The organism is Hymenobacter piscis, from assembly GCF_018760735.1.
Taxonomy (GTDB): Bacteria; Bacteroidota; Bacteroidia; order Cytophagales; family Hymenobacteraceae; genus Hymenobacter; species Hymenobacter piscis.
Genome location: NZ_JAHHZN010000001.1, coordinates 396,279 through 417,953 on the forward strand (window position 1 = coordinate 396,279; position 21,675 = coordinate 417,953).

20 protein-coding genes are annotated in these 21,675 nt (G+C 62.1%); 11 read left to right on the forward strand and 9 right to left on the reverse strand.

What is annotated here, in order from left to right; all coding sequences use genetic code 11:
* Positions 1-93 precede the first annotated feature (93 nt).
* The 3 genes from KLP40_RS01720 (at position 94) to secDF (ending at position 4,344) form a co-directional block, all read left to right on the forward strand.
* Complete coding sequence (locus KLP40_RS01720; protein ID WP_215591806.1) at positions 94-720, forward strand: uridine kinase family protein; 627 nt, start codon at positions 94-96, stop codon at positions 718-720.
* 150 nt (positions 721-870) lie between these two features.
* A complete protein-coding gene (locus KLP40_RS01725; RefSeq protein WP_215591807.1) occupies positions 871-1,242 on the forward strand; it encodes a hypothetical protein in 372 nt (123 codons plus the stop codon).
* Positions 1,243-1,383: 141 nt separating this feature from the next.
* The gene (gene secDF / locus KLP40_RS01730; protein ID WP_215591808.1) at positions 1,384-4,344 is read left to right on the forward strand and encodes a protein translocase subunit SecDF; all 2,961 of its coding nucleotides are present in this window, start codon (positions 1,384-1,386) and stop codon (positions 4,342-4,344) included.
* Between the two features lie 330 nt (positions 4,345-4,674).
* On the opposite strand, the gene KLP40_RS01735 is transcribed toward secDF, so the two are convergent.
* From KLP40_RS01735 to KLP40_RS01745, 3 genes are all read right to left on the reverse strand, one after another.
* Positions 4,675-5,304, reverse strand: coding sequence for a NifU family protein (locus tag KLP40_RS01735; protein WP_215591809.1), 630 nt, complete (start codon positions 5,302-5,304; stop codon positions 4,675-4,677).
* A gap of 158 nt (positions 5,305-5,462) precedes the next feature.
* Positions 5,463-6,539 carry a chorismate synthase gene (gene aroC / locus KLP40_RS01740; RefSeq protein ID WP_215591810.1) on the reverse strand — a complete coding sequence of 359 codons (1,077 nt, stop codon included), beginning with the start codon at positions 6,537-6,539 and terminating at the stop codon, positions 5,463-5,465.
* Positions 6,540-6,754: 215 nt separating this feature from the next.
* Positions 6,755-8,227, reverse strand: a complete 1,473-nt coding sequence (locus tag KLP40_RS01745) for a BatD family protein (RefSeq protein ID WP_215591811.1) — start codon at positions 8,225-8,227, stop codon at positions 6,755-6,757.
* Positions 8,228-8,586: 359 nt separating this feature from the next.
* Here KLP40_RS01745 and KLP40_RS01750 point away from each other — a divergent pair, with 359 nt between their 5' ends.
* The 5 genes from KLP40_RS01750 to KLP40_RS01770 all read left to right on the forward strand — a co-directional run bounded on the left by KLP40_RS01750 (position 8,587) and on the right by KLP40_RS01770 (position 12,470).
* Complete coding sequence (locus KLP40_RS01750) at positions 8,587-9,315, forward strand: ferritin-like domain-containing protein (RefSeq protein ID WP_215591812.1); 729 nt, start codon at positions 8,587-8,589, stop codon at positions 9,313-9,315.
* A gap of 29 nt (positions 9,316-9,344) precedes the next feature.
* Entirely contained in the window at positions 9,345-10,151 is an 807-nt protein-coding gene (locus tag KLP40_RS01755) for a ferritin-like domain-containing protein (RefSeq protein ID WP_215591813.1), read from the forward strand.
* A 204-nt stretch (positions 10,152-10,355) separates the two neighbouring features.
* Entirely contained in the window at positions 10,356-11,075 is a 720-nt protein-coding gene (locus tag KLP40_RS01760) for a ferritin-like domain-containing protein (protein ID WP_215591815.1), read from the forward strand.
* Between the two features lie 21 nt (positions 11,076-11,096).
* Positions 11,097-12,002, forward strand: a complete 906-nt coding sequence (locus KLP40_RS01765) for a ferritin-like domain-containing protein (protein WP_215591817.1) — start codon at positions 11,097-11,099, stop codon at positions 12,000-12,002.
* Between the two features lie 273 nt (positions 12,003-12,275).
* The gene (locus KLP40_RS01770) at positions 12,276-12,470 is read left to right on the forward strand and encodes a hypothetical protein (RefSeq protein WP_215591818.1); all 195 of its coding nucleotides are present in this window, start codon (positions 12,276-12,278) and stop codon (positions 12,468-12,470) included.
* Positions 12,471-12,583: 113 nt separating this feature from the next.
* Here KLP40_RS01770 and queG read toward each other — a convergent pair whose 3' ends face one another.
* Together queG and ruvB are read right to left on the reverse strand one after the other, a co-directional pair.
* Positions 12,584-13,522 (reverse strand): tRNA epoxyqueuosine(34) reductase QueG, encoded by a 939-nt coding sequence (gene queG / locus KLP40_RS01775; protein WP_215591819.1) that lies wholly within the window; start codon positions 13,520-13,522, stop codon positions 12,584-12,586.
* Positions 13,523-13,665: 143 nt separating this feature from the next.
* Complete coding sequence (gene ruvB / locus KLP40_RS01780) at positions 13,666-14,712, reverse strand: Holliday junction branch migration DNA helicase RuvB (RefSeq protein ID WP_215591820.1); 1,047 nt, start codon at positions 14,710-14,712, stop codon at positions 13,666-13,668.
* Between the two features lie 255 nt (positions 14,713-14,967).
* Between ruvB and KLP40_RS01785 the strand changes: the two genes are divergently transcribed.
* A complete protein-coding gene (locus KLP40_RS01785; RefSeq protein WP_215591821.1) occupies positions 14,968-15,939 on the forward strand; it encodes a hypothetical protein in 972 nt (323 codons plus the stop codon).
* 106 nt (positions 15,940-16,045) lie between these two features.
* Here the strand turns inward: KLP40_RS01785 and KLP40_RS01790 are convergent, their stop codons facing one another.
* Positions 16,046-16,387 carry an HIRAN domain-containing protein gene (locus KLP40_RS01790; protein ID WP_215591822.1) on the reverse strand — a complete coding sequence of 114 codons (342 nt, stop codon included), beginning with the start codon at positions 16,385-16,387 and terminating at the stop codon, positions 16,046-16,048.
* A 105-nt stretch (positions 16,388-16,492) separates the two neighbouring features.
* On the opposite strand from KLP40_RS01790, the gene KLP40_RS01795 reads away from it, so the two are divergent.
* Entirely contained in the window at positions 16,493-16,954 is a 462-nt protein-coding gene (locus KLP40_RS01795; RefSeq protein ID WP_215591823.1) for a DUF4268 domain-containing protein, read from the forward strand.
* Between the two features lie 42 nt (positions 16,955-16,996).
* On the opposite strand, the gene KLP40_RS01800 is transcribed toward KLP40_RS01795, so the two are convergent.
* The 3 genes from KLP40_RS01800 to KLP40_RS01810 are packed head-to-tail and all read right to left on the reverse strand — an operon-like array spanning position 16,997 to position 19,609.
* Positions 16,997-17,551 (reverse strand): acyl carrier protein, encoded by a 555-nt coding sequence (locus KLP40_RS01800; RefSeq protein ID WP_215591825.1) that lies wholly within the window; start codon positions 17,549-17,551, stop codon positions 16,997-16,999.
* Positions 17,552-17,599: 48 nt separating this feature from the next.
* Positions 17,600-18,364 (reverse strand): hypothetical protein, encoded by a 765-nt coding sequence (locus tag KLP40_RS01805; RefSeq protein WP_215591827.1) that lies wholly within the window; start codon positions 18,362-18,364, stop codon positions 17,600-17,602.
* A 9-nt stretch (positions 18,365-18,373) separates the two neighbouring features.
* Complete coding sequence (locus tag KLP40_RS01810) at positions 18,374-19,609, reverse strand: acyl-CoA dehydrogenase family protein (RefSeq protein WP_246558575.1); 1,236 nt, start codon at positions 19,607-19,609, stop codon at positions 18,374-18,376.
* Between the two features lie 228 nt (positions 19,610-19,837).
* Here KLP40_RS01810 and KLP40_RS01815 point away from each other — a divergent pair, with 228 nt between their 5' ends.
* Entirely contained in the window at positions 19,838-21,577 is a 1,740-nt protein-coding gene (locus tag KLP40_RS01815; RefSeq protein WP_215591828.1) for an APC family permease, read from the forward strand.
* Positions 21,578-21,675: the final 98 nt, after the last annotated feature.

Here is a 21,675-nt window from a genome sequence, read left to right on the forward strand (position 1 = left end):
TCCTCCCTCATTTCTCATTTTCTTCCATCGCCTGCGTCAGATTTATTACTTTTGCAGGGTTGGCCCTGCCGGTACGGGCCTATTCCCCACCCCATGCAACACCCTTTCATCGTCGGTATCACGGGCGGCAGCGCCTCTGGCAAGACCACTTTTCTGCGCCGGCTGCTGGCTTCGTTTCCCGAAGAAGAAATCTGTCTGATTTCGCAGGATAATTATTACCACCCCCGGGAAAGCCAGTCGGTAGATGCCCAGGGCGTCACCAACTTCGACCTGCCGACCTCCATTGACTCGGCTGCCTACGCCGCCGATGTGTTGCGCATCAGCCAGGGGCTGGAGGTGCGCCGCCAGGAATACACCTTCAACAACCCCAACGTGGTGCCCACCGAGCTGGTATTCCGGCCCGCGCCCATTGTGGTGGTGGAAGGCATTTTTGTGTTCTACTTTCAGGAAGTGGCCAAGCTGCTGGACCTGAAAGTGTACATCGACGCCCAGGAACACGTGAAGCTGCAGCGCCGCATCGTGCGCGACCGGGACGAGCGGGGCTACGACCTGGAGGACGTGCTTTACCGCTACACCAACCACGTGGCGCCCACCTACGAGAAGTACATTCAGCCCTTCAAGCAGGACGCCGACCTGATCATCCCCAACAACCGCCACTTCGAGAAAGGCCTGAACGTGCTCGTTTCGTTTCTGCAGAGCAAAGTAGCCGCGGGCCGCTAAGCTGGTTTCAGCGCCGGTTTTCCGGGTTGCGCAGCCCGAGCCCCTGACCGTTGGTCGGGGGCTTTTTTGCGGATTATGGGCAGCAAAGCGCAACGGGCTTTGCTGCCGGCGGGGCAAAAACCTATATTTGTAGCTCTTACCCCCCGTCCGTTGCTTTCCTTCACCACGTTGTATCCGCGCCTGCGCTTCGCCCTGCTCACGCTCACCGTGCTCATGGTGCTGGGCCTGAACCACCAGACGGTGGCCACGCTGCGGGTACTGCCGGCCGGTTCCCCGGCGGCCCGGGTGGCCGTAGCGGCCCGTACGGCCGTGGTCAAGCAACGTGTGAACCTCGAAGCTACATCGCCCTTCAGCGCGCTGGTAGCTCCGGCGGCCGATGCCTGGCTGCCGCTGCCCGTTCGGCTGGCTACCCCCCGATGGCGCCTGCTGGCCCAGGCCTGCACCCCGCCCCGAGCCGACCGGATAGCGGATTTTTTCCGGGCCCGCCTGCTGATTTCGGCCCTTTCGCCCCAGGCTCCCTAGCCTCCCTGCTCCTGCCACTACCCGGTGGGGGGGCACCCGTGATGCCATTCGCGGGGCCACCCACCGCCGTTGGACCCGCCCCGCTCCCGCGGTCCGGGCCGGGTTCCTTCTCCTTTCTACTGATTATCAATTCACTTTTTCATGCGTAATAAAGGACTCATCATAACGCTGACGCTGCTCGTGTCGGCGTTGTGCATCTACTTCCTCTCACTGACCCTGGTTTCCAAGGGGGTACAGCGGGATGCGGCCCGGTTTGCCACCCGCGGCGGCCAGCTCAACGAAAAGCAGCGCCAGCACTACCTCGATTCGGTATGGCGCGCGCCCGTGTTCGGCCCCCTCACTTATAAGGAAGTCCGCCAGTCGGAGCTGGGCCTGGGCCTGGATTTGAACGGCGGTATGCACCTGACGCTGGAAGTTTCGCCGGTGGAAATTGTGCGCGGCATGAGCGGCAAATCCAAGGACGCAAACTTCAACAAAGCCCTCAACCAGGCCCAGGAAATGCGCCGGACCAACCCGTCGACGCCCTTTACTACCCTGTTTGCCCAGGCCTTCCGCCAGGTAGCGCCCAACGATAAACTCGCCCGCATCTTCGCCAACACCACCAACAAGGGCGCCATCGACATCAACTCCTCGGACGAGAAAGTTATTGCCGAAATCAACAAGCAGGTGGAGGACGCCATCGACCGCTCGTTCAACATCCTGCGTACCCGCATCGATAAATTCGGCACCAGCCAGCCCAACATTCAGCGGGTGAAAGGCACCGGCCGCATTCAGATTGAGCTGCCCGGCGTAGACAACCCCGACCGCGTGCGCAAGCTGGTACAGGGCCAGGCCAAGCTGGAGTTCTGGGAAGTATGGCGCCAGGATGAGTTTGCCCCCTACCTGGGCCAGCTCAACCAGGTGCTCAGCGCCCGGGAAGTAGCCGCCGCCCCGGCCGCCGCTACCGCTACCACCGCCGCCGGAGCCACTGCTGCCGCCGACACGTCTGATCTGGCCAAGCAGCTGGCGCAGAAGAACACCACCGCTAAAACCGACTCGGCCGCACCCCAGAAAAACGTACTGGCCAGCCTGTTCACCATGCCCGGCACGCTGGGTGCCAACATCCGCGACACGGCCCGCGTGAACGCCGTGCTCCGCAGCGCCGACACCCGCGCCGTGCTGCCCGCCAACCTCACCTTCATGTGGGGTGTGAAGCCCGACGTGATTGAAGGCCAGGAATACCTGCAGCTCTACGCCATCCGCAAGGGTCGCGAAACCGAAGCTCCCATCGGCGGCGAAGTCATCAGCGACGCGCGCGGCGACTTCAACCAGCAGGGCGGCGGGGCCGAAGTTTCGATGCAGATGAACCCCGGCGGGGCCCGCAAGTGGCAGCGCCTGACGGCCGCCAACATCGGCCGCCAGGTGGCCATCGTGCTCGATGATTACGTGTACTCCGCCCCCGTGGTGCAGGCCGAAATTGCCGGCGGCAACTCCAGCATCTCGGGCAACTTCACCATTGAGGAAGCCAACGACCTGGCCAACGTGCTGAAGGCCGGCAAGCTGCCCGCTCCTACCCGCATCGTGGAAGAAGCCGTGGTCGGTCCGTCGCTGGGTAAGGAAGCCACCAACCAGGGTTTGTACTCCACCCTCGGCGGCCTCGTGATTATCATGGCCTTCATGGCCGCTTACTACGGCCGCGCCGGTCTGGTGGCCGATGCCGCTCTGCTCTTCAACCTGTTCCTGATTATGGGCGTGCTGGCCCAATTCAGCTTCGCCCTCACCCTGCCCGGCATTGCCGGTTTGCTGCTGGTTATTGCGGCCTCGGTGGATGCCAACGTGCTGATTTTCGAGCGAATCCGGGAAGAGCTTGACCACGGTCTGCAGCCCAAGGACGCCATCAACAAGGGCTACTCGCGGGCTTTCTCGGCTATTTTCGATGCCAACGTCACCACGCTCATCATCGCCATCATCCTGTTCACCTTCGGAACGGGTCCGGTGCAGAACTTCGCCATCACCCTGCTGATTGGCGTGTTCACCTCCTTCCTGTCGGCCGTGTACGTGTCTCGGCTTATCATCGAGTGGATGGTGAAGGGCAAGGAAACCACCTCGCTCAACTTCAGCACCTTCCTCTCGCGCAACCTCTTCAAGGGCCTCAACCTCGACATCGTGGGCAAGCGCAAAATTGCCTACGCCTTCTCCACCGTGTTCATCGTCATCGGCTTCGTGCTGATGTACCTGCAGGGCGGCCCCAACCTGGGCGTGGACTTCCGCGGCGGCCGCGCTTACGTGGTCAGCTTCGATAAGCCCGTGGTGGCCTCCGAAGCCCGCGACCTGCTTACCCAGGACTACTTCGGCGGGGCCGGCACCGAGGCCAAAACCTTCGGCACCGACAGCCGCCTGCGCATCACGACCGGCTACCTGGCCGACGACGAGAGCGTGGAAGCCGACCAGAAAGTGCAGGCAGCCTTGCTCCAGGGCCTCGATGCCAAGTACGGCGCGCTGAACCCCAAAATTCAGAGCACCTCGAAAGTAGGCGCTACCATTGCCGACGACATCAAGCGCACCTCGGTGCTGAGCCTGGGCCTCACGCTGCTGGCCATTTTCGTGTACGTGCTCTTCCGCTTCGAGAAGTGGCAGTACTCCATGGCCGCCGTTGTGGCCCTGTTCCACGATGCCCTCATCGTAATTGCCTCCTTCCCGATTGCCCGGGCCGTGGGTCTGAACTACGAAATGGACCAGGTATTCGTGGCCGCCGTGCTCACCACCATCGGCTTCTCGATGAACGATACCATCGTTATCTACGACCGAATCAGGGAATACCTGCGCGAGAACAAGCAGCTGACCTTCGCTCAGGTAGTGAACCCGGCCCTGAACAGCACGTTCTCCCGCACCATGATTACGTTTACCACCGTGTTCCTGGTAATGGTGGTGCTCTACATCTTCGGCGGCGAAACCCTCCGTTCGTTCTCCTTCGCCATGATTATCGGTATCATCTTCGGCACCTACTCGTCGCTGTTCATCGCGGCCCCGCTGATTCTGGACACCTATGGCAAGAAGGAAAAAGAGCGGATGAACACCGTATCCGACGCCGGCGCGCCCAAACTGAGCACGTCTCAGGTCTAGATCCCAGATGTGCAGATGATTGGATGCCGCTGATGCCGGCATCCGCACACATGAAGCACAAGCAAAGAGCCCGGCCGGTTGGCCGGGCTCTTTTGCGTTGTAAGGCCGTAGCGCAAAGCCTGTGCTTCGCGTTTCGTTGAACGTCCCGGCCGGATTTTGCCGCTGAAGGATAGCTGTTCTACGGTTAGAGCGATACGCGAAGCACAGGCTGCGCGCTACAGGCTACAGGATTACAAGCAAAGAGCCCGGCCGATTGGCCGGGCTCTTTGCTTGTAATCCTGTGTGCGGACGCCGGCATCAGCGGCAGCCAATCATCTGCACCATCTGGGATTAAATGGTGATGCCTTCGGCTACGACCGATTGCACCTCGGGGACCATGCGCTTGAGCAGGTTCTCGATGCCGGACTTGAGCGTGACCGTGGCCGAAGGACAGCCGGAGCAGGAACCCTGCAGGTTCACGGTCACGATGCCTTCGTGGTAGCTTTTGAAGGTGATGTTGCCACCATCCTGCTCCACGGCGGGGCGCACGTAGTTATCAAGCAGGTCGATGATCTTCTGGCTGGTAGCCTGGTCGGCTTCCGACGCGTCGGCGGGCGTAGCGGCGGCCTGCTGGGCAGCTTTCTGCTCGGCGGCGGGGTCCACGGTGAAGATGGGGCCGTTGGCCTCGATATAGGACTTGAGGAAGGTGCGCAGCTCCGGAATCAGCTGGGCCCACTGATGGTCCGTAGTTTTGGTGATGGTCACGAAGTTCTGGGCGATGAACACCCGGCCCACATAGTCGAAGTTGAACAGTTCCTGAGCCAGCGGCGAGTTGGCGGCGGCTTCCAGGTTGGGGTAATCCACGCTCACCCCATCAGCCAGCAGCTGGGAGTTGAGCACGAACTTCATGGATTCGGGGTTGGGGCTGGCTTCGGCGTAAATGGAAACCGGAGCCGCGGGGGCAGTGAGTTGTTCAGCCATGTTTGAAAGACTTGGAGACAAGCGGGAGAAAAACGGGCCAATCAAGCAGGCCCGACCTGTAAAACCGCCCGGGGCGGTAATAGTTGCAAAGGTAGCTTTATGTTGGCTGTTAGCTGCTGGCCAAAGAAACGATAGCCAAAAGCCAGCAGCCAAAAGCATCAAACCCTGTTTGCGCGGGCGCGCAGCAGCATATCGGCCAGCACGAGGCTGGTCATGGCGTCCACGATGGGTACGGCGCGGGGTAGCACGCAGGGGTCGTGGCGGCCGCGCCCGGCCAGGGTGACTTCCTCGCCCTGGTCGTTGATGGTGGCCTGGGGTTGCAGAATGGTAGCTACGGGCTTGAAGGCCACGCGGAAGTACACATCCTGGCCGTTGCTGATGCCGCCCTGAATGCCGCCCGAATGGTTGGTGCGGGTGCGGACCAGCCCAGCCTCGTCGGTGTAAAAGGCGTCGTTGTGCTCGGAGCCGAACAGCAGCGTGCCCGCGAAGCCGGAGCCGTACTCGAAGCCCTTCACGGCGTTGATGCTGAGCATGGCCCGGCCCAGCTCGGAGTGCAGCTTATCGAACACGGGCTCGCCGAGGCCGGCGGGCAGGCCCTGCACCACCCCCGTCACGAGGCCGCCCACCGTGTCGTGCCGGTCGCGGGTCTGGCGGATGAGGTCGGCCATGCGCCCGGCCGTTTCGGGGTGGGGGCAGCGCACGGGGTTGGCGTCAATCAGGCCCAGATCGAGCTGCTCGTAGCCCACCGGCACGGCCACCGCGCCCACCTGGGAAACGTAGCTGGCCACCCGGATGCCGTGCTGGCTGAGCAGTTGCTGGGCCACCGCGCCGGCGGCTACGCGGGCCGCCGTTTCGCGGGCCGAGCTGCGGCCCCCGCCCCGGAAGTCGCGCCGGCCGTACTTCTGGTCGTAGGTATAATCGGCGTGGGAGGGGCGGTAGGCGTGCTCGATGTGGGAGTAGTCGTGGCTGTGCTGGTCCTGGTTGCGGATGTAGAGGCTGATGGGCGTGCCGGTGGTTGCGCCCCGGAAAATACCCGACTGCACCTCCACCCGGTCGGCCTCCGAGCGGGGCGTCGTCAGGTCCGACTGGCCCGGGCGGCGGCGGTCCAGGGCCGCCTGAATCTGCTCCTCGGCCACGGACAGCCCGGCCGGACACCCGTCAATGACCACCCCAATCCCCGGCCCGTGCGATTCTCCAAACGTGGTAATGCGAAACAGCGAGCCGAAAGTGTTCATGTGGTGAAGTGGTGAATGAGTGACTCGGTGAATGAGTGACTCGGTGAATGAGTGACTCAAAAGCTAATGCGGCAAATATACGGTCACCCAGAGCTTGTACGGGCTTTCGGTCAGCCTGAGTTCAGCCTGAGTAAGGAGTGGCAGCCGAATAAAGTCGTTCGCAGGCTCCCCCCAACAGCCCATTCACTCATTCACCGACTCACTCATTCACCACTTCACCGCCGGGCCCGCCACCAGCCGAACAGGGCAAAGGCCAGCAGGGCCCCCAGGAACAGGTTGGCGTAGCGACGCACGTCGCGGTACACGTCGCGGGGCTGGGGAACAGGGTCGGCGTCGCGCAGGGCGTCGCGGTAGAAGGGGTCGGTGGGGTTGGCCCGCAGGACGGTAGCCGGGCGCTCGGGGCCCTGCACGCGGGGGCGCAGCCGGGAGCGTAGCGTGTCGTAGCGGGCAGTGGCGGGGTTGAAGACGATGAGCTGAAACAGGGTGTCGAGGCGGAGCGGGCCGGGCTGGCGGGCTACCAGCCGGAAACGGAAGCTCTTACGCCCGCCCACCCGGCCGTTCTGGCGCGTGAGGGTCTGCTGCACTTCCGGACCAAACACTTCCAGCCCGGCCGGCGGCGACGGGGCAGCCAGATTTACCGCCGCCAGATTCCCCTCCCCTTCCAGCCCGAAAGTGTAGGCGAAAGTGCGGCCGGTGCGGAAAGTGGTGCGGTCGAGAAACTCTTTCAGCTCGTAATTGCCCACCGGCACCTGGTCGCGGAGCGGGTGGGGCGGCAGGGGCAGCACGGGTACGGAGCGCGCCGCCGAGCGGTAGGTTTTGTAGCCTTCCAGCCGGTTATCGAGGCCCTCGGCGGGCTTCCTGGCTACTTTGTACTTGAGCATCTGCAGCTCCACGGGCGGAAAGGTGAGCGGCTCCGCATTCAGGGGGTAGAGCTCGGCTTCCCAGAGGCGGTAGCGCAGGAAGGGCTTGCCGCCTACCTGCACCGCTTCGGGCAGCACTTCCTGCTCGTCGAAGCTTTCTTCCCACACCGTGCGCTGGCGCAGCTGCCGGATAATGCCGGGCAGCTGGCTGGCGAAGTTGTAGAAGTTGAGTACCGACTGATCTTCGGGGCGCAGGTAAAAGTACAGCCCCACGTGCACGCCCTCGCCCACAAACACCCGGGGCTTGTCCGTTACCACGGCCAGGAAAGCCGCATCCTGGGGCTCCACGTAGTCCTGGGGCTTGGGCTTGCCGAAAAGCTGATCCAGCAGCCCCAGACCCTGCAGCGGGGCGGCACTGGGGGCCGGAGCGGGAGCGGCCTGCTGGGGGCCCACTTTCAGCGTGGCCCCGGCCGATTTGAGCTCCAGCCCGTTCACCGTCATGCCAAAGGGCTTGAGCTCAAAGCTGCCCTCGGCAAAGGCGGCGTACCGCTGGGTAATGGTCAGCTCCGTGGACGTCTGCCCGTTGACAATGCGCGTGGTAGTCGTGCTCGATTTGCCGCTTTTCTTGAAGCCCTCCAGATCCGGAAAGGCCGAATAGCGCTCCAGCGGGGCCCCGCGCAGCCGGAAGCTGATGGTATAGTACTCGTTGAGGGGAAAGGCCGCGGGGCCGAGCACGATGTCGGCGCTGGGCGCCGGGCCGGACTGCCCGGCTGCCGGACCGACGTTTCCGGCCCACAGCAGGCAGAGCAGCAGTATGAACAAGCGCATAGGACGGCGGCAACAGGAAACAACTCAAAGCTACGCAAAAACCGCTGCCACCCGACTCCCTTCCGGTTCCCGGCGGGCCTGGCCCGGGTATAAAGGCCTGGCCGCTTTGCTTCGAAGATAAACCCGCATCAGTGGCCTTGGCGCCACGCTTTCAGGCAGATACTCACTTTTTATATCTAGTAATAGGCAAATATCCTGAACAACATTTTGGCTTTCTCCAATCCATAGCGCAAGGGGGCGCGTAATTCCCCCCAAACCACTACCTCCCGCTGGTTTTCACAGTTTACGAGGGTTTCAGAGCACTGCTTTGAGGCAGGTGGCCCGTTGTTGCCTATACTTTTCACCCAACTACCTTTCTCATGTCCAACATCAAGCAAAACGCCGGCGACGAAGCGGAGTTCGCCAAACCGCTGTACACGCCCATCAAACGCCGCTCCTTCTTTATGTATGCCGGGGCTACGGCCGGGGCTACGGCTCTGCTCCTCTCCGGTTGCGACGACGACAAAGACGAAGTAGTACCCGCTGGCACCATCAGCCTGGGCTCCGGTGACGTAGGCGTCCTGAACTATGCCTATGCCCTGGAACAGCTCGAAGCCGCGTTCTATGCGCAGGTAAAGGACACCCCGGCCACCGACTTCAAAACCAACGAGCTGGCGTATTTCACCCAGGTAGCTGCTCACGAAGCCATTCACCGCGACTTCTTCAAGGCCGCCATCAACCGCGACGCCCCGGGCAAGATTATTCCGTCGTTGCAGGCATCTGACCTGAATTTCAGTTCCGTTGACTTCACCAAGCGCGACTCGGTACTGGCTGCCGCCAAGACGTTCGAGGACCTGGGCGTAGCCGCCTACAACGGTGCCGGTAAATACCTCAAAACGCCGGCTTACCTCGTTATTGCCGGGCAGATTGTATCGGTGGAAGCCCGCCACGCCGCGTATGTGCGGGACCTGATTTCCAACGGTTCGTTCGCCGACGACAGCATCATCGACAGCATGGGTCTCGATAAGGCCATGGAGCCGGTAGATGTAATTGCTGCTGCCCAGCCCTTCATTAAAGTGAAGCTCGACGCTACCAGCGTTGGCAAGTAATCCTCCCTCCTTCCTAACGACACCCCATCATGAACATACTTCGCATTATTGAACAACTGTCGGAGGTAGACGCCGACGTACTGGGCCGCTTCGATTCCCGCCGCGCCGTTTTCAAAACCCTGGGCGAAACCGCCAAGAAAGGCGCGCTGGCCTCGGCCCCCATCTTCGTGGCTTCTTTGTTCTCGAAAGCCTACGGCCAGACAACGGCTCCCAGCGTTATTGAGGTACTGAACTACGCTCTCACCCTGGAGCTGCTGGAAGAAGATTACTACAAAAAAATGACAGCTGCCGGCCAAGTTCCCACCGGGGCTCCCGCGGGTGCCATTGCCCTCATCCTGAAGCACGAAACGGCCCACGTAAAGCTGCTGACGGATACTATTAAGAGCCTGAATGGCACGCCAGTTACTGATACTGACGTAAAATTCAAGGAGTCGCTTTTCCCGGCTGACTATGCTACCCAGCTGGCCTTTGCACAGGCGCTGGAAGACACCGGTGTTCGGGCTTACAAAGGCCAGGCCGGCAATCTGATGAGCAATAGTGCTCTTCTCCAGGTGGCCCTCCAGATTCACTCGGTGGAAGCCCGGCACGCGGCGCACATCCGCACCATGCGCGGTCAGACGCCCTGGATTCCCGCCTCGGATTCCAACCTGCCCGCTCCGCTCGGCCCGGTGTACACCGGTGGCATCCGCGAAGACAACGTGACGCAGTCGAACGTTAACCTGACTACGCAGCTCGGCACCACGTACAGCGCCAACGACGCCGCGGCTTCGTTCGACGAAATCCTGACTATGGCTGAAGTACTGGATAGCTCGCGCGCGGGTGGTCTGGTAGCCTAAGCAGTTCCTGCCGGGCGTATTGCGCCCCTAAATGAAAAAGCCGACCCCTAGGGGCCGGCTTTTTTCGTGTTGGCCAGCGGGCCGCGCAACCGTCGGAGCTCCGCGGGTATCTGGTAACTGGTGCATCCCGGTTCTTCGGAGTACCTTTGGTTTTCGGGAAATGCGGCCTGCATCGGGTTGCACTCCGTTGAGTTTACTTTGCGCATGATCAACTCTGAAGCAACTTCTTTCCTGGGGCGCACGCTGCGCCGCCGTTCTTTTCTGCGGGTTGCCGGCGCTACGGCGGCTTCATCGGCCCTGGTGCTGGCCGGCTGCGGCGAAGACCCCGCGCCCGCTCCTACCCCCGATACCACCACCCTCGGCTTCAAGCAGGATGATACCGGCGTGCTGAACTTTGCCTACCTGCTGGAACAGCTGGAAGCGGCGTTCTACCAGAAGGTGGTGGAGGCATTCCCCGCCGACTTTACCGCGGCTGACAAGGCGGCCTTCCTCGATTTGCGCGACCACGAAGTCATTCACCGGGAGTTCCTCAAGTTTGCCCTGAGCACCAATGCCTACGACGCAGGCCTGACGACGCCGCTGGCTTTCAACTTCACGGCCTTCACTCTCACCACCCGGGCCGGCGTGTACGCCGCCGCCCGCACGCTGGAAGATGTGGGCGTGGGTGCCTACAACGGACTGGCCAGGCGCATTGCCAACCCCCAGTATTTGCAGCTGCTGGCCAAGCTGGCTTCCGTAGAAGCCCGCCACGCGGCCTTCGTGCGCGACCAGGCCGAGCCCAATTCCTTTGCCGCCTCCGACGTAATTGCGGATTCGGGCAGCCTCGCCGGCCTCGATACGGTGAAAACGCCCGCCGAAGTGGCTACTCTCATTGCTTCCCTGCTCCCGGTAGTGCTCATTACCGATGGCCTCATGTTACTCTAAGCCGCGCCCGGCCCCTTTCCTATGGATTTCCTGAACCTGCTGGCCCGGCTGGCCGACCTCGATACGACACCTGCCCTGCCCGCTGCGGCCCCGCGCCGGGCCGCCCTCGGCCGGCTTGGCCAGGCGGGCACGGCGCTGCTGCCCGCCCTGCTCACGGGCCTGAGCCGGCCGGCCGCCGCCACGCCCCAGAACACCAAAACCCGCCTCGATGCCCTGCACCTGGCCCTGCAACTGGAGCTGCTCGAAAACGAGTTCTACTCCCGGGCCCTGGGCCTGGTGGCCGGCTTTTCGGCCGTGCCATTTTCGGCTACCGAAAAAACCGCCATCCAGACCATTCAGCAGCACGAGGCCCAGCACGTTGCCCTGTTCCAGCGGCTGATTACCGATTCGGGCAGCTCCCTCGACCCGGTTGTGCGCTACGACTTCACCGGCAGTAAAAACGGCGCCCAGCCGGCCCTTTACCCCGATGTACAGACCAACCCCGATACTTTTCTGCAAGTAGCCCAGCTGCTGGAAGATGCCGGCGTTCGGGCTTACAAGGGCCAGGTGGAGTTTCTGCAATCAGACGACTACCTGCTGGAAGCGGCCGTCCGGACCCACTCCACCGAGGCCCGCCACGCCTCTCACATCCGCACCATGCGGCGGCAGCGCGGCGCTACCGTAAAAAGCTGGATCAGCGCCTCCGATGCGGCCATTACCACGCCCGGCTCGGTGCCGGCCAAGGTGTACGAGGGCGAGGACAACATCACGCAGTACGTCACCATCGGGACCAGCCTGGTTCAGGTGCCCTTCGACTCAACGCTGCCCATCAACGTGGGGACGCCACCCCTGACCCCGACCCAGGTGCTGGCCAAAGTAGCCGAAGCCTTCGACGAGCCCCTGAACGCCCAGACGGCCACCGCGCTGCTCCAGCTCTTTACATACTGATCATCCCGGCGTCACACCCAGGAAATGCCGGGTGTTGACCTTTGCAGGGCAAGGAGCAGCCTCCGGCTGCTCCTTTTTTTGTGCACCAACAAGGGCACTGGTGGCCCTCATTTTGCACCCGTTCAGCTTGCATTCCAGCAGTATTTAGTTGTATCTTTCAACAAAGAATCGAAATCAAGTAACCACCCCTCAGCTTTTTTTCAGCTTCTTCGTACAACTGCCTGCTTACTGTTCCGCGCTTGTTTACCACCCATGAAAACCAACTAAAAAGCCATGTTAGAGTATGCAAAGACCATTTTGCTCAAGGTGAGCTTCGACAAGATCCTGTTTGAAAAAGAATTGCGCAAAGCCCTGCGGACCCTGGTGCCCGCTGAGCTTTCGGAGCTGAAAGCCTGGTGTTACCAGCAGTTCTCCCGGCTCTACCGCCGCATTCTGAACCGGGTATTTTCCCAGCCCACGCTCGCCTAACGTTCCCCCTTTTCCAACCACCCTTTTTCCCAACACCCGTTTCCCACCTACCGGAGCCGGGCGCCGCTTTCCCTCCGGAAAGCCTGCGCCCGGCTCCGGTAGTTTTATAGCTTCTAAACTCCCTCCTCCGTCACGAACCGGATGTTGCGCTGCAGGCCCGCGTAGCCGGTGCGCTTCACGGCCGACTGCCGGAACAGCTCCGAGAACAGCTCGTGGGTGATTTCCTGCCAGTCGGTGCGGGAGAGGCCCGGCAGGGCCGGGTGGGGGTTGAACTGGGGCTCCTGATGGGGCCGGGCGAAGCGGTTCCAGGGACACACGTCCTGGCAGATGTCGCAGCCGAACACCCAGTTGCCGAACTGCCCGTCCATTTCCCTTGGAATCTGGTCTTTGAGCTCGATGGTGAAGTAGCTGATGCACTTGCTGCCATCCACCACGTAGGGCTCGGTGATGGCCTGGGTGGGGCAGGCGTCCACGCATTTGGTGCAGGTGCCGCAGTAGTCCTTGATGGGGCCATCGTAGTCGAGGGGCACGTCCACGATGAGCTCGGCAATGAAGTAGAACGAGCCGACGCCGGGCGTAATCAGGTTGGAATTCTTGCCCACCCAGCCCAGACCGCTTTTCTTCGCCCAGGCCTTGTCCATCACCGGGGCCGAATCAACGAAGCAGCGCCCCCCGATTTCCCCGATTTCCTGCTGCATATCGTGGAGTAGCTCCTTGAGCTTGTCCTTGATGACGAAGTGGTAGTCGCGGCCGTAGGCGTACTTGCTGATTTTGAGCGTGTCGTCGGGCTGCTGGGTTTCCGCGGGCGGGTAGTAGTTGAGCAGCAGCGAAATCACCGACCGGGCCCCGTCTACGAGCAGGCGCGGGTCGAGGCGCTTGTCAAAGTGGTTGGCCATGTAGGCCATCTGGCCGTGCATGTTCTGGTTAAGCCAGTTTTCGAGCCGGGGCGCTTCCTCTTCCAGAAATCCGGCCTCCGAAATACCACAGTACATAAAGCCCAGCTCCGCCGCCCGGCGTTTGATGAAAGCAGTATAGTGGGCAGTAGGCAGCATGGGCAGTAGAACTTAAGAAGAGCCAAAAATACGTCATCCTGAGCGGAGCGAAGGACCTTACTCCGCGGGAACAACTACCTGGGCAGGTCGTTTCCGCGGGATAAGATCCTTCGCTCCGCTCAGGATGACAGTTTTTTCAGGCCTCAGCTAAACAGCTCCCCCGTGGCGGAATTGCCGCGCAGGTGCTGGGGCATGGGGCGGCCCAGGTGCTCGTAGGCGGCCTCGGTGGCTTCGCGGCCGCGGCTGGTGCGCTTGAGGTAGCCTTCCTGAATCAGGAAGGGCTCGTAGACTTCCTCGATGGTTTCGCCTTCCTCGCCGCAGGCCGTGGCAATGGTGCTGATGCCCACCGGGCCACCCTTGAACTTGTCGATGATGGTGGTCAGAATGCGCTTGTCCATGTCGTCGAGGCCGCGGGCGTCCACGTCGAGGGCGGCCAGGGCAAACTGGGCAATGTCCTGGGTGATGGTGCCGTTGCCTTTGATCTGGGCGAAGTCGCGGGTGCGGCGCAGCAGGTTGTTGGCGATGCGCGGGGTGCCGCGGGAGCGGCGGGCAATTTCGTAGGCGGCCTCGTCGTGAATGGGCGTGGCCAGGATTTCGGCCGAGCGGCCCACGATGCTGGTCAGCAGCTTGGCATCGTAGTACTCGAGGCGGGCGCTGATGCCGAAGCGGGCCCGGAGCGGGGCCGTGAGCATGCCCGAGCGCGTGGTGGCCCCGATGAGGGTAAAGGGCGAGAGCGAAATCTGCACCGAGCGGGCATTCGGGCCCGAATCGAGCATGATGTCGATGCGGTAATCCTCCATGGCCGAGTACAGGTACTCCTCCACCACCGGGTTGAGGCGGTGAATCTCATCGATGAAGAGCACGTCGTGGGGCTCCAGGTTGGTGAGCAGGCCCGCTAGGTCGGAGGGCTTGTCGAGCACCGGCCCGGAGGTCATCTTGATGCCGGCTTCCAGCTCGTTGGCGATGATGTGCGATAGGGTGGTTTTGCCCAGGCCGGGCGGGCCGTGGAGCAGCACGTGGTCGAGGGCATCGCCGCGGCGCTTGGCGGCGGCCACGAACACCTTCAGGTTTTCGACCACCTTGTCCTGACCGGCGAAATCGTCGAAGGAAAGGGGCCGCAGGGCCTTGTCAATGTCTTTGTCGGTGGCGTCGTAGTGGTCGGTGCCACCCGTTAGCAGCGGTTCGCGCATAGTTCTGGCATTGGGTTGAGCGTGTCGAAAGATAACACCTTGCCGCCGGCCTTGGTGCATTTTTTAGCAAAATAATACCTGTAATTTTGCATATAGCTAATTAAATTAGCAAACATCATCGCAACGCCGGAAGAATCGGAGCTAGGTCCTGGCAGGAAACTGCTCAACGACTCACCCCGGATACCTCCGGCGGCGGCCTGACCGCGCGCAATTCCGCCCGCCGTGTAACTTGCCGCCTCAACCACCCACCCCCGTATGCCCGCTTCCGCTTCCTGGCTCGACACGCTGCCGCCTGACTTTTACGACCAGCTGGCCCGCAGCCTCAGCCTGCACGGCATGGCGGCGCTGGAGCTGCTGAGCCGGCCCGCTACGCCCCTCACCGACCGCCTGCACCACCTGACCCGCCTCGACGTGGCCCCCGTGCAGCGCCTGAACGGTATCGGGAGCCACGAGCAGCTGCTGGCGGCGCTGCAGCAGGAGCCGCTGGCCGTGTATCACCTGCTGCTGCTGGGCCGCCTGACGCTGGAAACCAGCCTGGCCGCGCCGGTGCTGGCCTACGTGCAGCAGTCGATGGGCATCGACGCGGAACAATTGCACACGCTGCTAACCTACTGCCTGGAGCTGAGCGGGGCCTTTCTGGGGCAGCTGGAGGAGCACGTAGCGGCTCCGGCGGGCGTGGCTTCGCTGGGTTTGCACCGGCTGGCGGTGGAAGAAGCCTTTGCCGAATTGGTGGCTCAGCTGCCCGCCCCCGCGCTGCCGGCCGCCAGTCTGCGCCTCACCGAGCCCCAACTGCACATGCTGCGCCTGGCTTTGCTGCTGGTGCACAGCCTGCCCGCCGACACTGACCACGCCTTTCTGCGGGCCGTGGCCGCCCTGCCCCACCTGCGGGCCGAGGCGCTGGAGCCCCTCATTGCCCATCTGGGCCGGGTGCGGGCCCAGGAGCCGCTGGCTCTCACCATGCCCGAGCTGGTGCAGCTCTACCAGGGCATGCAGGTCTGCGGGATGGTGTTCGTGTCGGACGTAATGAGCCGGCTGGGGTTGGAAGACGCCTTCCCGGCCCTGCCCGACGAGGAGCGCGAGGCCACTGAGCCCGCCCCGGCCAGCAACCGTCAGGCCGTGGGCGAGATGGTCAGCGGCTTTACCCACTGGGTGCAGCATACCTTCCCCGACGACCCCGAAATAGCCCGCGCCCGGCAGCAGGTGCTGGCCCTGGCCGATACGCTGTAAACTGGTACCGTCATTCCGGCGCCGGAGGAATTCGGATCAGGTCATCGCACGGAACTGTCCAACGGTTCAACCCGGATTCCTCCGGCGGCGGAATGACAACGGGGTGTTACTGGGCCAGCAAAACTTCGATTTCCAGGTGCAGCCACTCTTCTTCCCAGGCTTTGTGGGTGAGGCGGGCGCTGAGCGGGTAGCCGGCATCGAGGAGGCGGGCGACGGTTTCGTTGCGGCCCTCGGGCAGGTAGCCGAGCCAGAAGGCCTCGGGACCGGTGGTGAGCACGCGCACGGCCCAATCGTCGTAGGAGCTGTCGGCTTCGCGTTCCAGGGCCAGTGGCTGCGTGGGCTGAAGGCTGGGCTCGAACTCGCGCAGACCGGGGCGGTGGGTGGTACCGGCCACCAGGCATTCGAGCAAAACCAGGGCCTTGGCGGCGGAATCGGGAGTGGAGGACATGGGGAGTTGGGCGTAGTGAGGCCGTAAAATACGGAGGGAAACGGGTTTATGCCCAACTGCTCCCACCAAGGCCCGCTGCGGCGGCGGGTTTATCTTTGCCCCATCATGTATAGCAAGACTGAAGTCACCCAGCTCCGCCAGGCTTTCTGGACCACGTTCGGCCAGTATATGCAGCCCGTGCCCTCGGCCGACGGCGGCCCCATCAACTGGATTAACTACAAAACCGGCCTCAAGCACGTGTATTTCCGCCTGCACGCCGACAACCGCCACGCCACCATCGGCATCGACATTACCCACCCCGACGCGGGCCTGCGGGAGCTGTTCTTCGAGCAGTTCCGGGAGGTGCGGGCGATGCTGGAAGAAGCCACTGGCGAAACCTGGACCTGGGAGGCCGAGTCCCTCGACGCCAACGGCCAGCCCCTTAGCCGCATCTACCAGGAGCTGCGCCCCGTCAACCTGTTCTCCCGCGACGACTGGCCCCGGCTCATTTCCTTCTTCAAGCCCCGCCTGATGGCCCTCGACGAGTTCTGGAGCACCGGGCAGTACGCTTTTGACGAACTGCGGTAAGAAGGCTTATCGGCAACCCTGGACAAGATCTGACTTTGCGACTCAATCTATTCCCAGGTCGGTGGTGAAACTATCGGTCAGCTTGATTTCCGGCTCGCTGATTCCGCATTTATCAGCCGTGAGGCCGATAACGGCTTGCTGCACTTCGTAGAGCGTGGCCGGCCGGGGCAGCAGTTGCCGGTAGTTGTGGGCCAGTAGCCAGTCGGTAAAATCGGCCAGCGTGGCGCGGGGCCAGTCGGGCTGTGAAGGAGTTGGATAGCGCGGACTGAACAGCCGCTGCAGCCAGCCGCCCGGGGCCGTTGCGGGCATGGCCGGCACGGGCGGTAGCGGCAGCTTCAGGCAGGCTGCCAGTTGCGCCCGAACCGGCCCGTTGCGCCGCAACAACCCCAGCTCCCGGAGCGGCGTGGTGGCCGCCACGGCTTGGAACTGCGGCCGCAGGCAGTCTATCACCCGCGCCAGCAGCCCGGCGTGAACGGCCGTGCGGTTGGTATCAGTCGGCAGACCCCGCAGGAGCGCTACGGCGGCGGCCATGTCGCCCACGGTGCCGATGGTTTCGGCAAGGCCGTCAGGAATGGCGACCTGGAAGTACGCTTCCATTTCGTAAATCAGCTCGACGCTATCCAGGCCCGTATTTTTCAGCAGTTACTAACTCACCCAGCTATTCAGCAACCGTACTTTGCGCCATTTGCCCTGGCGGCGCTTCAGCACCCACGTTTCGCCACTGCCGCATAGGCCGCCACAGATAGTGGAGATTTGCACGATTACGGTCTTTCCATCACGAGAGAAAAGAGGGGACGTCAGGCATGAGTAATCGTTTGTTTTGTAGTGGGCTTTCAGCATATCTAAAAGAGCAAATGGTCTTTTAGATTGCTCTCGCATCGTCCAGACCTTATCGGCTGAAACAACCACATGATTAGGCAGAAACCGTTGTTCGAGCCCGAACCCTGAGGAAAATTTCATTTGAAGACGCATAAAAGCGGTGTCAGCAGGAGCCAGCAGGTGGTCACGGCTGCATAGTTCCCCTAGCGTCCAGTCTCGTTCTCTAACTGCGTACCGAAACAGACGCGTTCTTGCCACAGGATACGTATTGTGTTCAAGCAGTACGCGGCTGATATAGAAATCGGCATGCGCCATGCCTTCGGGCGACATATCAGAGCTGGACTGCGCCAGCAGCTCCCGCACAAACCCATACAACACACTATCCGACACCAGCAGGCGCGGCGCCCCCCACCGCCGCTCCGGCTTTACCTCTGGCGGTGGTGGATACGCCGCCCGCAGATACACCGCGCAGAACACGGCCCCCAGTAGCAGGGCGGCACTAAAGAAACGACGGGTATCGGCTTGCATATTCAGGTAGACAGCAAAAAAACGGCCGCTCTGCTTCCAGAACGGCCGTTTAAACTTACGCAAACTGTTGGCTTACTTGAACGCCTGAATGCCCGTAATATCGGCGCCCGTGATGAGCAGATGGATGTCGTGGGTGCCTTCGTAGGTGACCACGGATTCCAGGTTCATCATGTGGCGCATGATGGGGTACTCGCCCGTGATACCCATACCGCCATGGATCTGGCGGGCTTCGCGGGCCACGTTGAGGGCCATTTCCACGGAGTTGCGCTTGGCCATCGAAATCTGGGCGCTGGTGGCTTTGCCTTCGTTCTTGAGCACGCCCAGGCGCCACACCATCAGCTGGGCCTTGGTGATTTCGGTAATCATTTCGGCCAGTTTCTTCTGCTGGAGCTGGAAGCCGCCGATGGGCTTGCCGAACTGCTCGCGCTCCAGGCTGTACTTCAGCGCCGACTCGTAACAGTCAATGGCCACACCGATGGCGCCCCAGGCAATGCCGAAGCGGGCCGAATCGAGGCAGCCCAGGGGGCCTTTCAGCCCGTCGATGTTGGGCAGCAGGTTTTCCTTGGGCACCTTCACGTTGTCGAACACCAGCTCGCCGGTGATGCTGGCGCGCAGGCTCCACTTGTTGTGGATTTCGGGGGTGGTGAAGCCTTCCATGCCGCGCTCCACGATGAGGCCCTTGATGCGGCCGTTTTCATCCTTGGCCCACACCACCGCCACCTGGCACTCGGGCGAGTTGGAAATCCAGAGCTTGGCCCCGTTGAGCAGGTAGTAGTCGCCCTTGTCTTCGATGCGCGTAACCATGCCGCCGGGGTTGGAGCCGTGGTCGGGCTCGGTGAGACCGAAGCAGCCGAGCCACTCGCCGCTGGCGAGCTTGGGCAGGTATTTCTTGCGCTGCTCCTCCGAGCCGTAGGCGTAGATGGGGTACATCACCAGGGAGCCCTGCACCGAGGCCGTGGAGCGCATACCGGAGTCGCCGCGCTCAATTTCCTGCATAATCAGGCCGTAGCTGATGTAGTCCAAGCCGCCGCCGCCGTATTCGGTGGGAATGGTGGGCCCGAACGCGCCCACGTCGCCGAACTTGCGCACGATTTCGCTGGGGAAGTGTGCCTGCTGGGCCCACTGCTCAATGTTGGGGCTGATTTCCTTCTTGACGAAATCACGGATGCTCTGGCGGATGAGCTTGTGCTCCTCGGTGAGCAGGCCGTCGAGGTCGAAATAATCGGTGAAACCCGCGGCGTTGGTGGAGCCGCGCTGGGCGGAGTGGGCTTTGGCCTGGGGCGAGAGGACGTCGGCTTCGGAAGACATGGCAGGAAATGGATTGGGTGGGAATCGGCTTCAAAGATAACAGTTTCAGCAGGTGAAACCGCCCACCCGGCCCGGCGGTTCACGGCTCCCGTTCCGGAAAGCAGCCGAAAATCAAACTGGCCCGCGCGGGGTGCAGAAAGCTGTAACTTGGGCCTTTGGCCGTACTAAGGCTTTCTTTTTCCGTACCACCCCACAGTCTTCTCTACCGAAACACGTTCTACCGCCCTTATGAGTGAGCACAAAAAGTTAACTGAACTGGAAGCTACCGCCATTTGCGGTAACGATATTTCCTCTTCCTGCCTGTACGTATCGGCGCTGGCCATTGCCTACGCCGGTCAGTACGCCTGGGTAGCCCTGCTGATTGTAGCCGCCGTGCTGTTTCTGTTTCGCACGATTTACGGTGAGGTGGTGGGCGCGCTGCCCCTGAACGGCGGCGCCTACAACGTGCTGCTCAACACCACCAGCAAGCGCAACGCCGCCCTGGCCGCCTGCCTGACCATTCTGTCCTACATGGCCACGGCGGTTATTTCGGCCTCCGAGGCCATGCACTACCTGCACACGCTCTGGCACGGGCTGCCCATCATCGGGGCCACGCTGGGCTTGCTGGGCCTGTTTCTGGCCCTCACCATCCTGGGCATTTCGGAGTCGGCAAAGGTGGCCGTGGCCATTTTTGTCGTGCACCTGGTGTCGCTCACGCTGCTGGTCGGGGCTACCATCTGGTTCCTGTTCACGCATGATCTGAGCACGCTCTCGCTCAACTTCTCGGCGCCGGTGCGGGGCGGCAGCATTACAACGGCCCTGTTCTTCGGCTTCAGCGCGGCCATGCTGGGCATTTCGGGCTTCGAGAGTTCGGCCAACTTCGTGGAGGAGCAGGCCGACGGCGTGTTCCCCAAAACGCTCCGCAACATGTGGATTGTGGTGAGCTTCTTCAACCCGGTTATTGCCTTTCTGGCCATTGCCGCCCTGCCCCTGGCCACGGTGGGCGAGCATACCGAAACCCTCCTCTCCTACCTGGGCAACACTACCGGCGGCAGCTGGCTGGGCATGCTCATTTCCGTGGATGCCGTGGCCGTGCTCAGCGGGGCCGTGCTCACGAGCTTTGTGGGCGTGAGCGGCCTGATGAAGCGCATGACCCTGGACCGCATTCTGCCCCAGTTCTTCCTCAAGGAAAACGGCCGCGGCAGCAACTACGTCATCCTGATTACCTTTTTCCTGCTCTGCATGTCGGTGCTGTTCATTACCAACGGCGAGCTGGGGCCCCTGTCGGGCGTGTACACCATCTCCTTCCTGTCGGTGATGGCCTTCTTCGCGCTGGGCAACTTCCTGCTCAAGAGCAAGCGCCCCAACCTGCCCCGGCCAGTGTACGCGGGCATTCTGACGGTTACGGTAGCCCTGATCAGCATTATGGTGGCCCTCTACGGCAACATCACCCTGCACCCCGACTATCTGATTGTGTTCCTGCAGTACTTCCTGCCTTCCATGGCGGTGGTATCCATCATGCTCAACCGGGCCTCCATTCTGGATCTGATTCTGGCGGCGGCCAAGTCGTTTGGCGATAAGTCGCCGGGCGTTTCGCGCTTCAGCCGGCTGCAGGTGAAGCGGGCCATGCGGGAGCTGCACCAGCAGGAATTCGTGTTCTTCACCAAGGGCGACAACGTATCGAACCTCAACAAGGTAATGGCCTACGTGGTGGAAAACGAGTTTACCAACCGCCTCAAAATTGTAACGCTGCTACGCGAGGGCGAAACCTACTCGCCGGAGCTGGTGAAGGACATCGAAGTGCTCGACCGCGCCTACGAGCAGATCCGGGTGGATTTTGTGGCTATGCAGGGCCACTTCGGCCCCGAGCTCATCGACCGCCTCTCGGCCGAGTGGAATGTGCCCAAGAACTTCATGTTCATCGGCTCCCCCGGCGACCGGTTTCCCTACCAGATTTCCGAGCTGGGCGGGGTCCGGCTCATCATTTGATCAGAAATTTGCGCTGATTACGCCGCTGCCGGCGTCCGCAATGCAAAGCAGAAGAGCCCGGCCAAGTTGGTCGGGCTCTTCTGCTTTTTACTCATGGC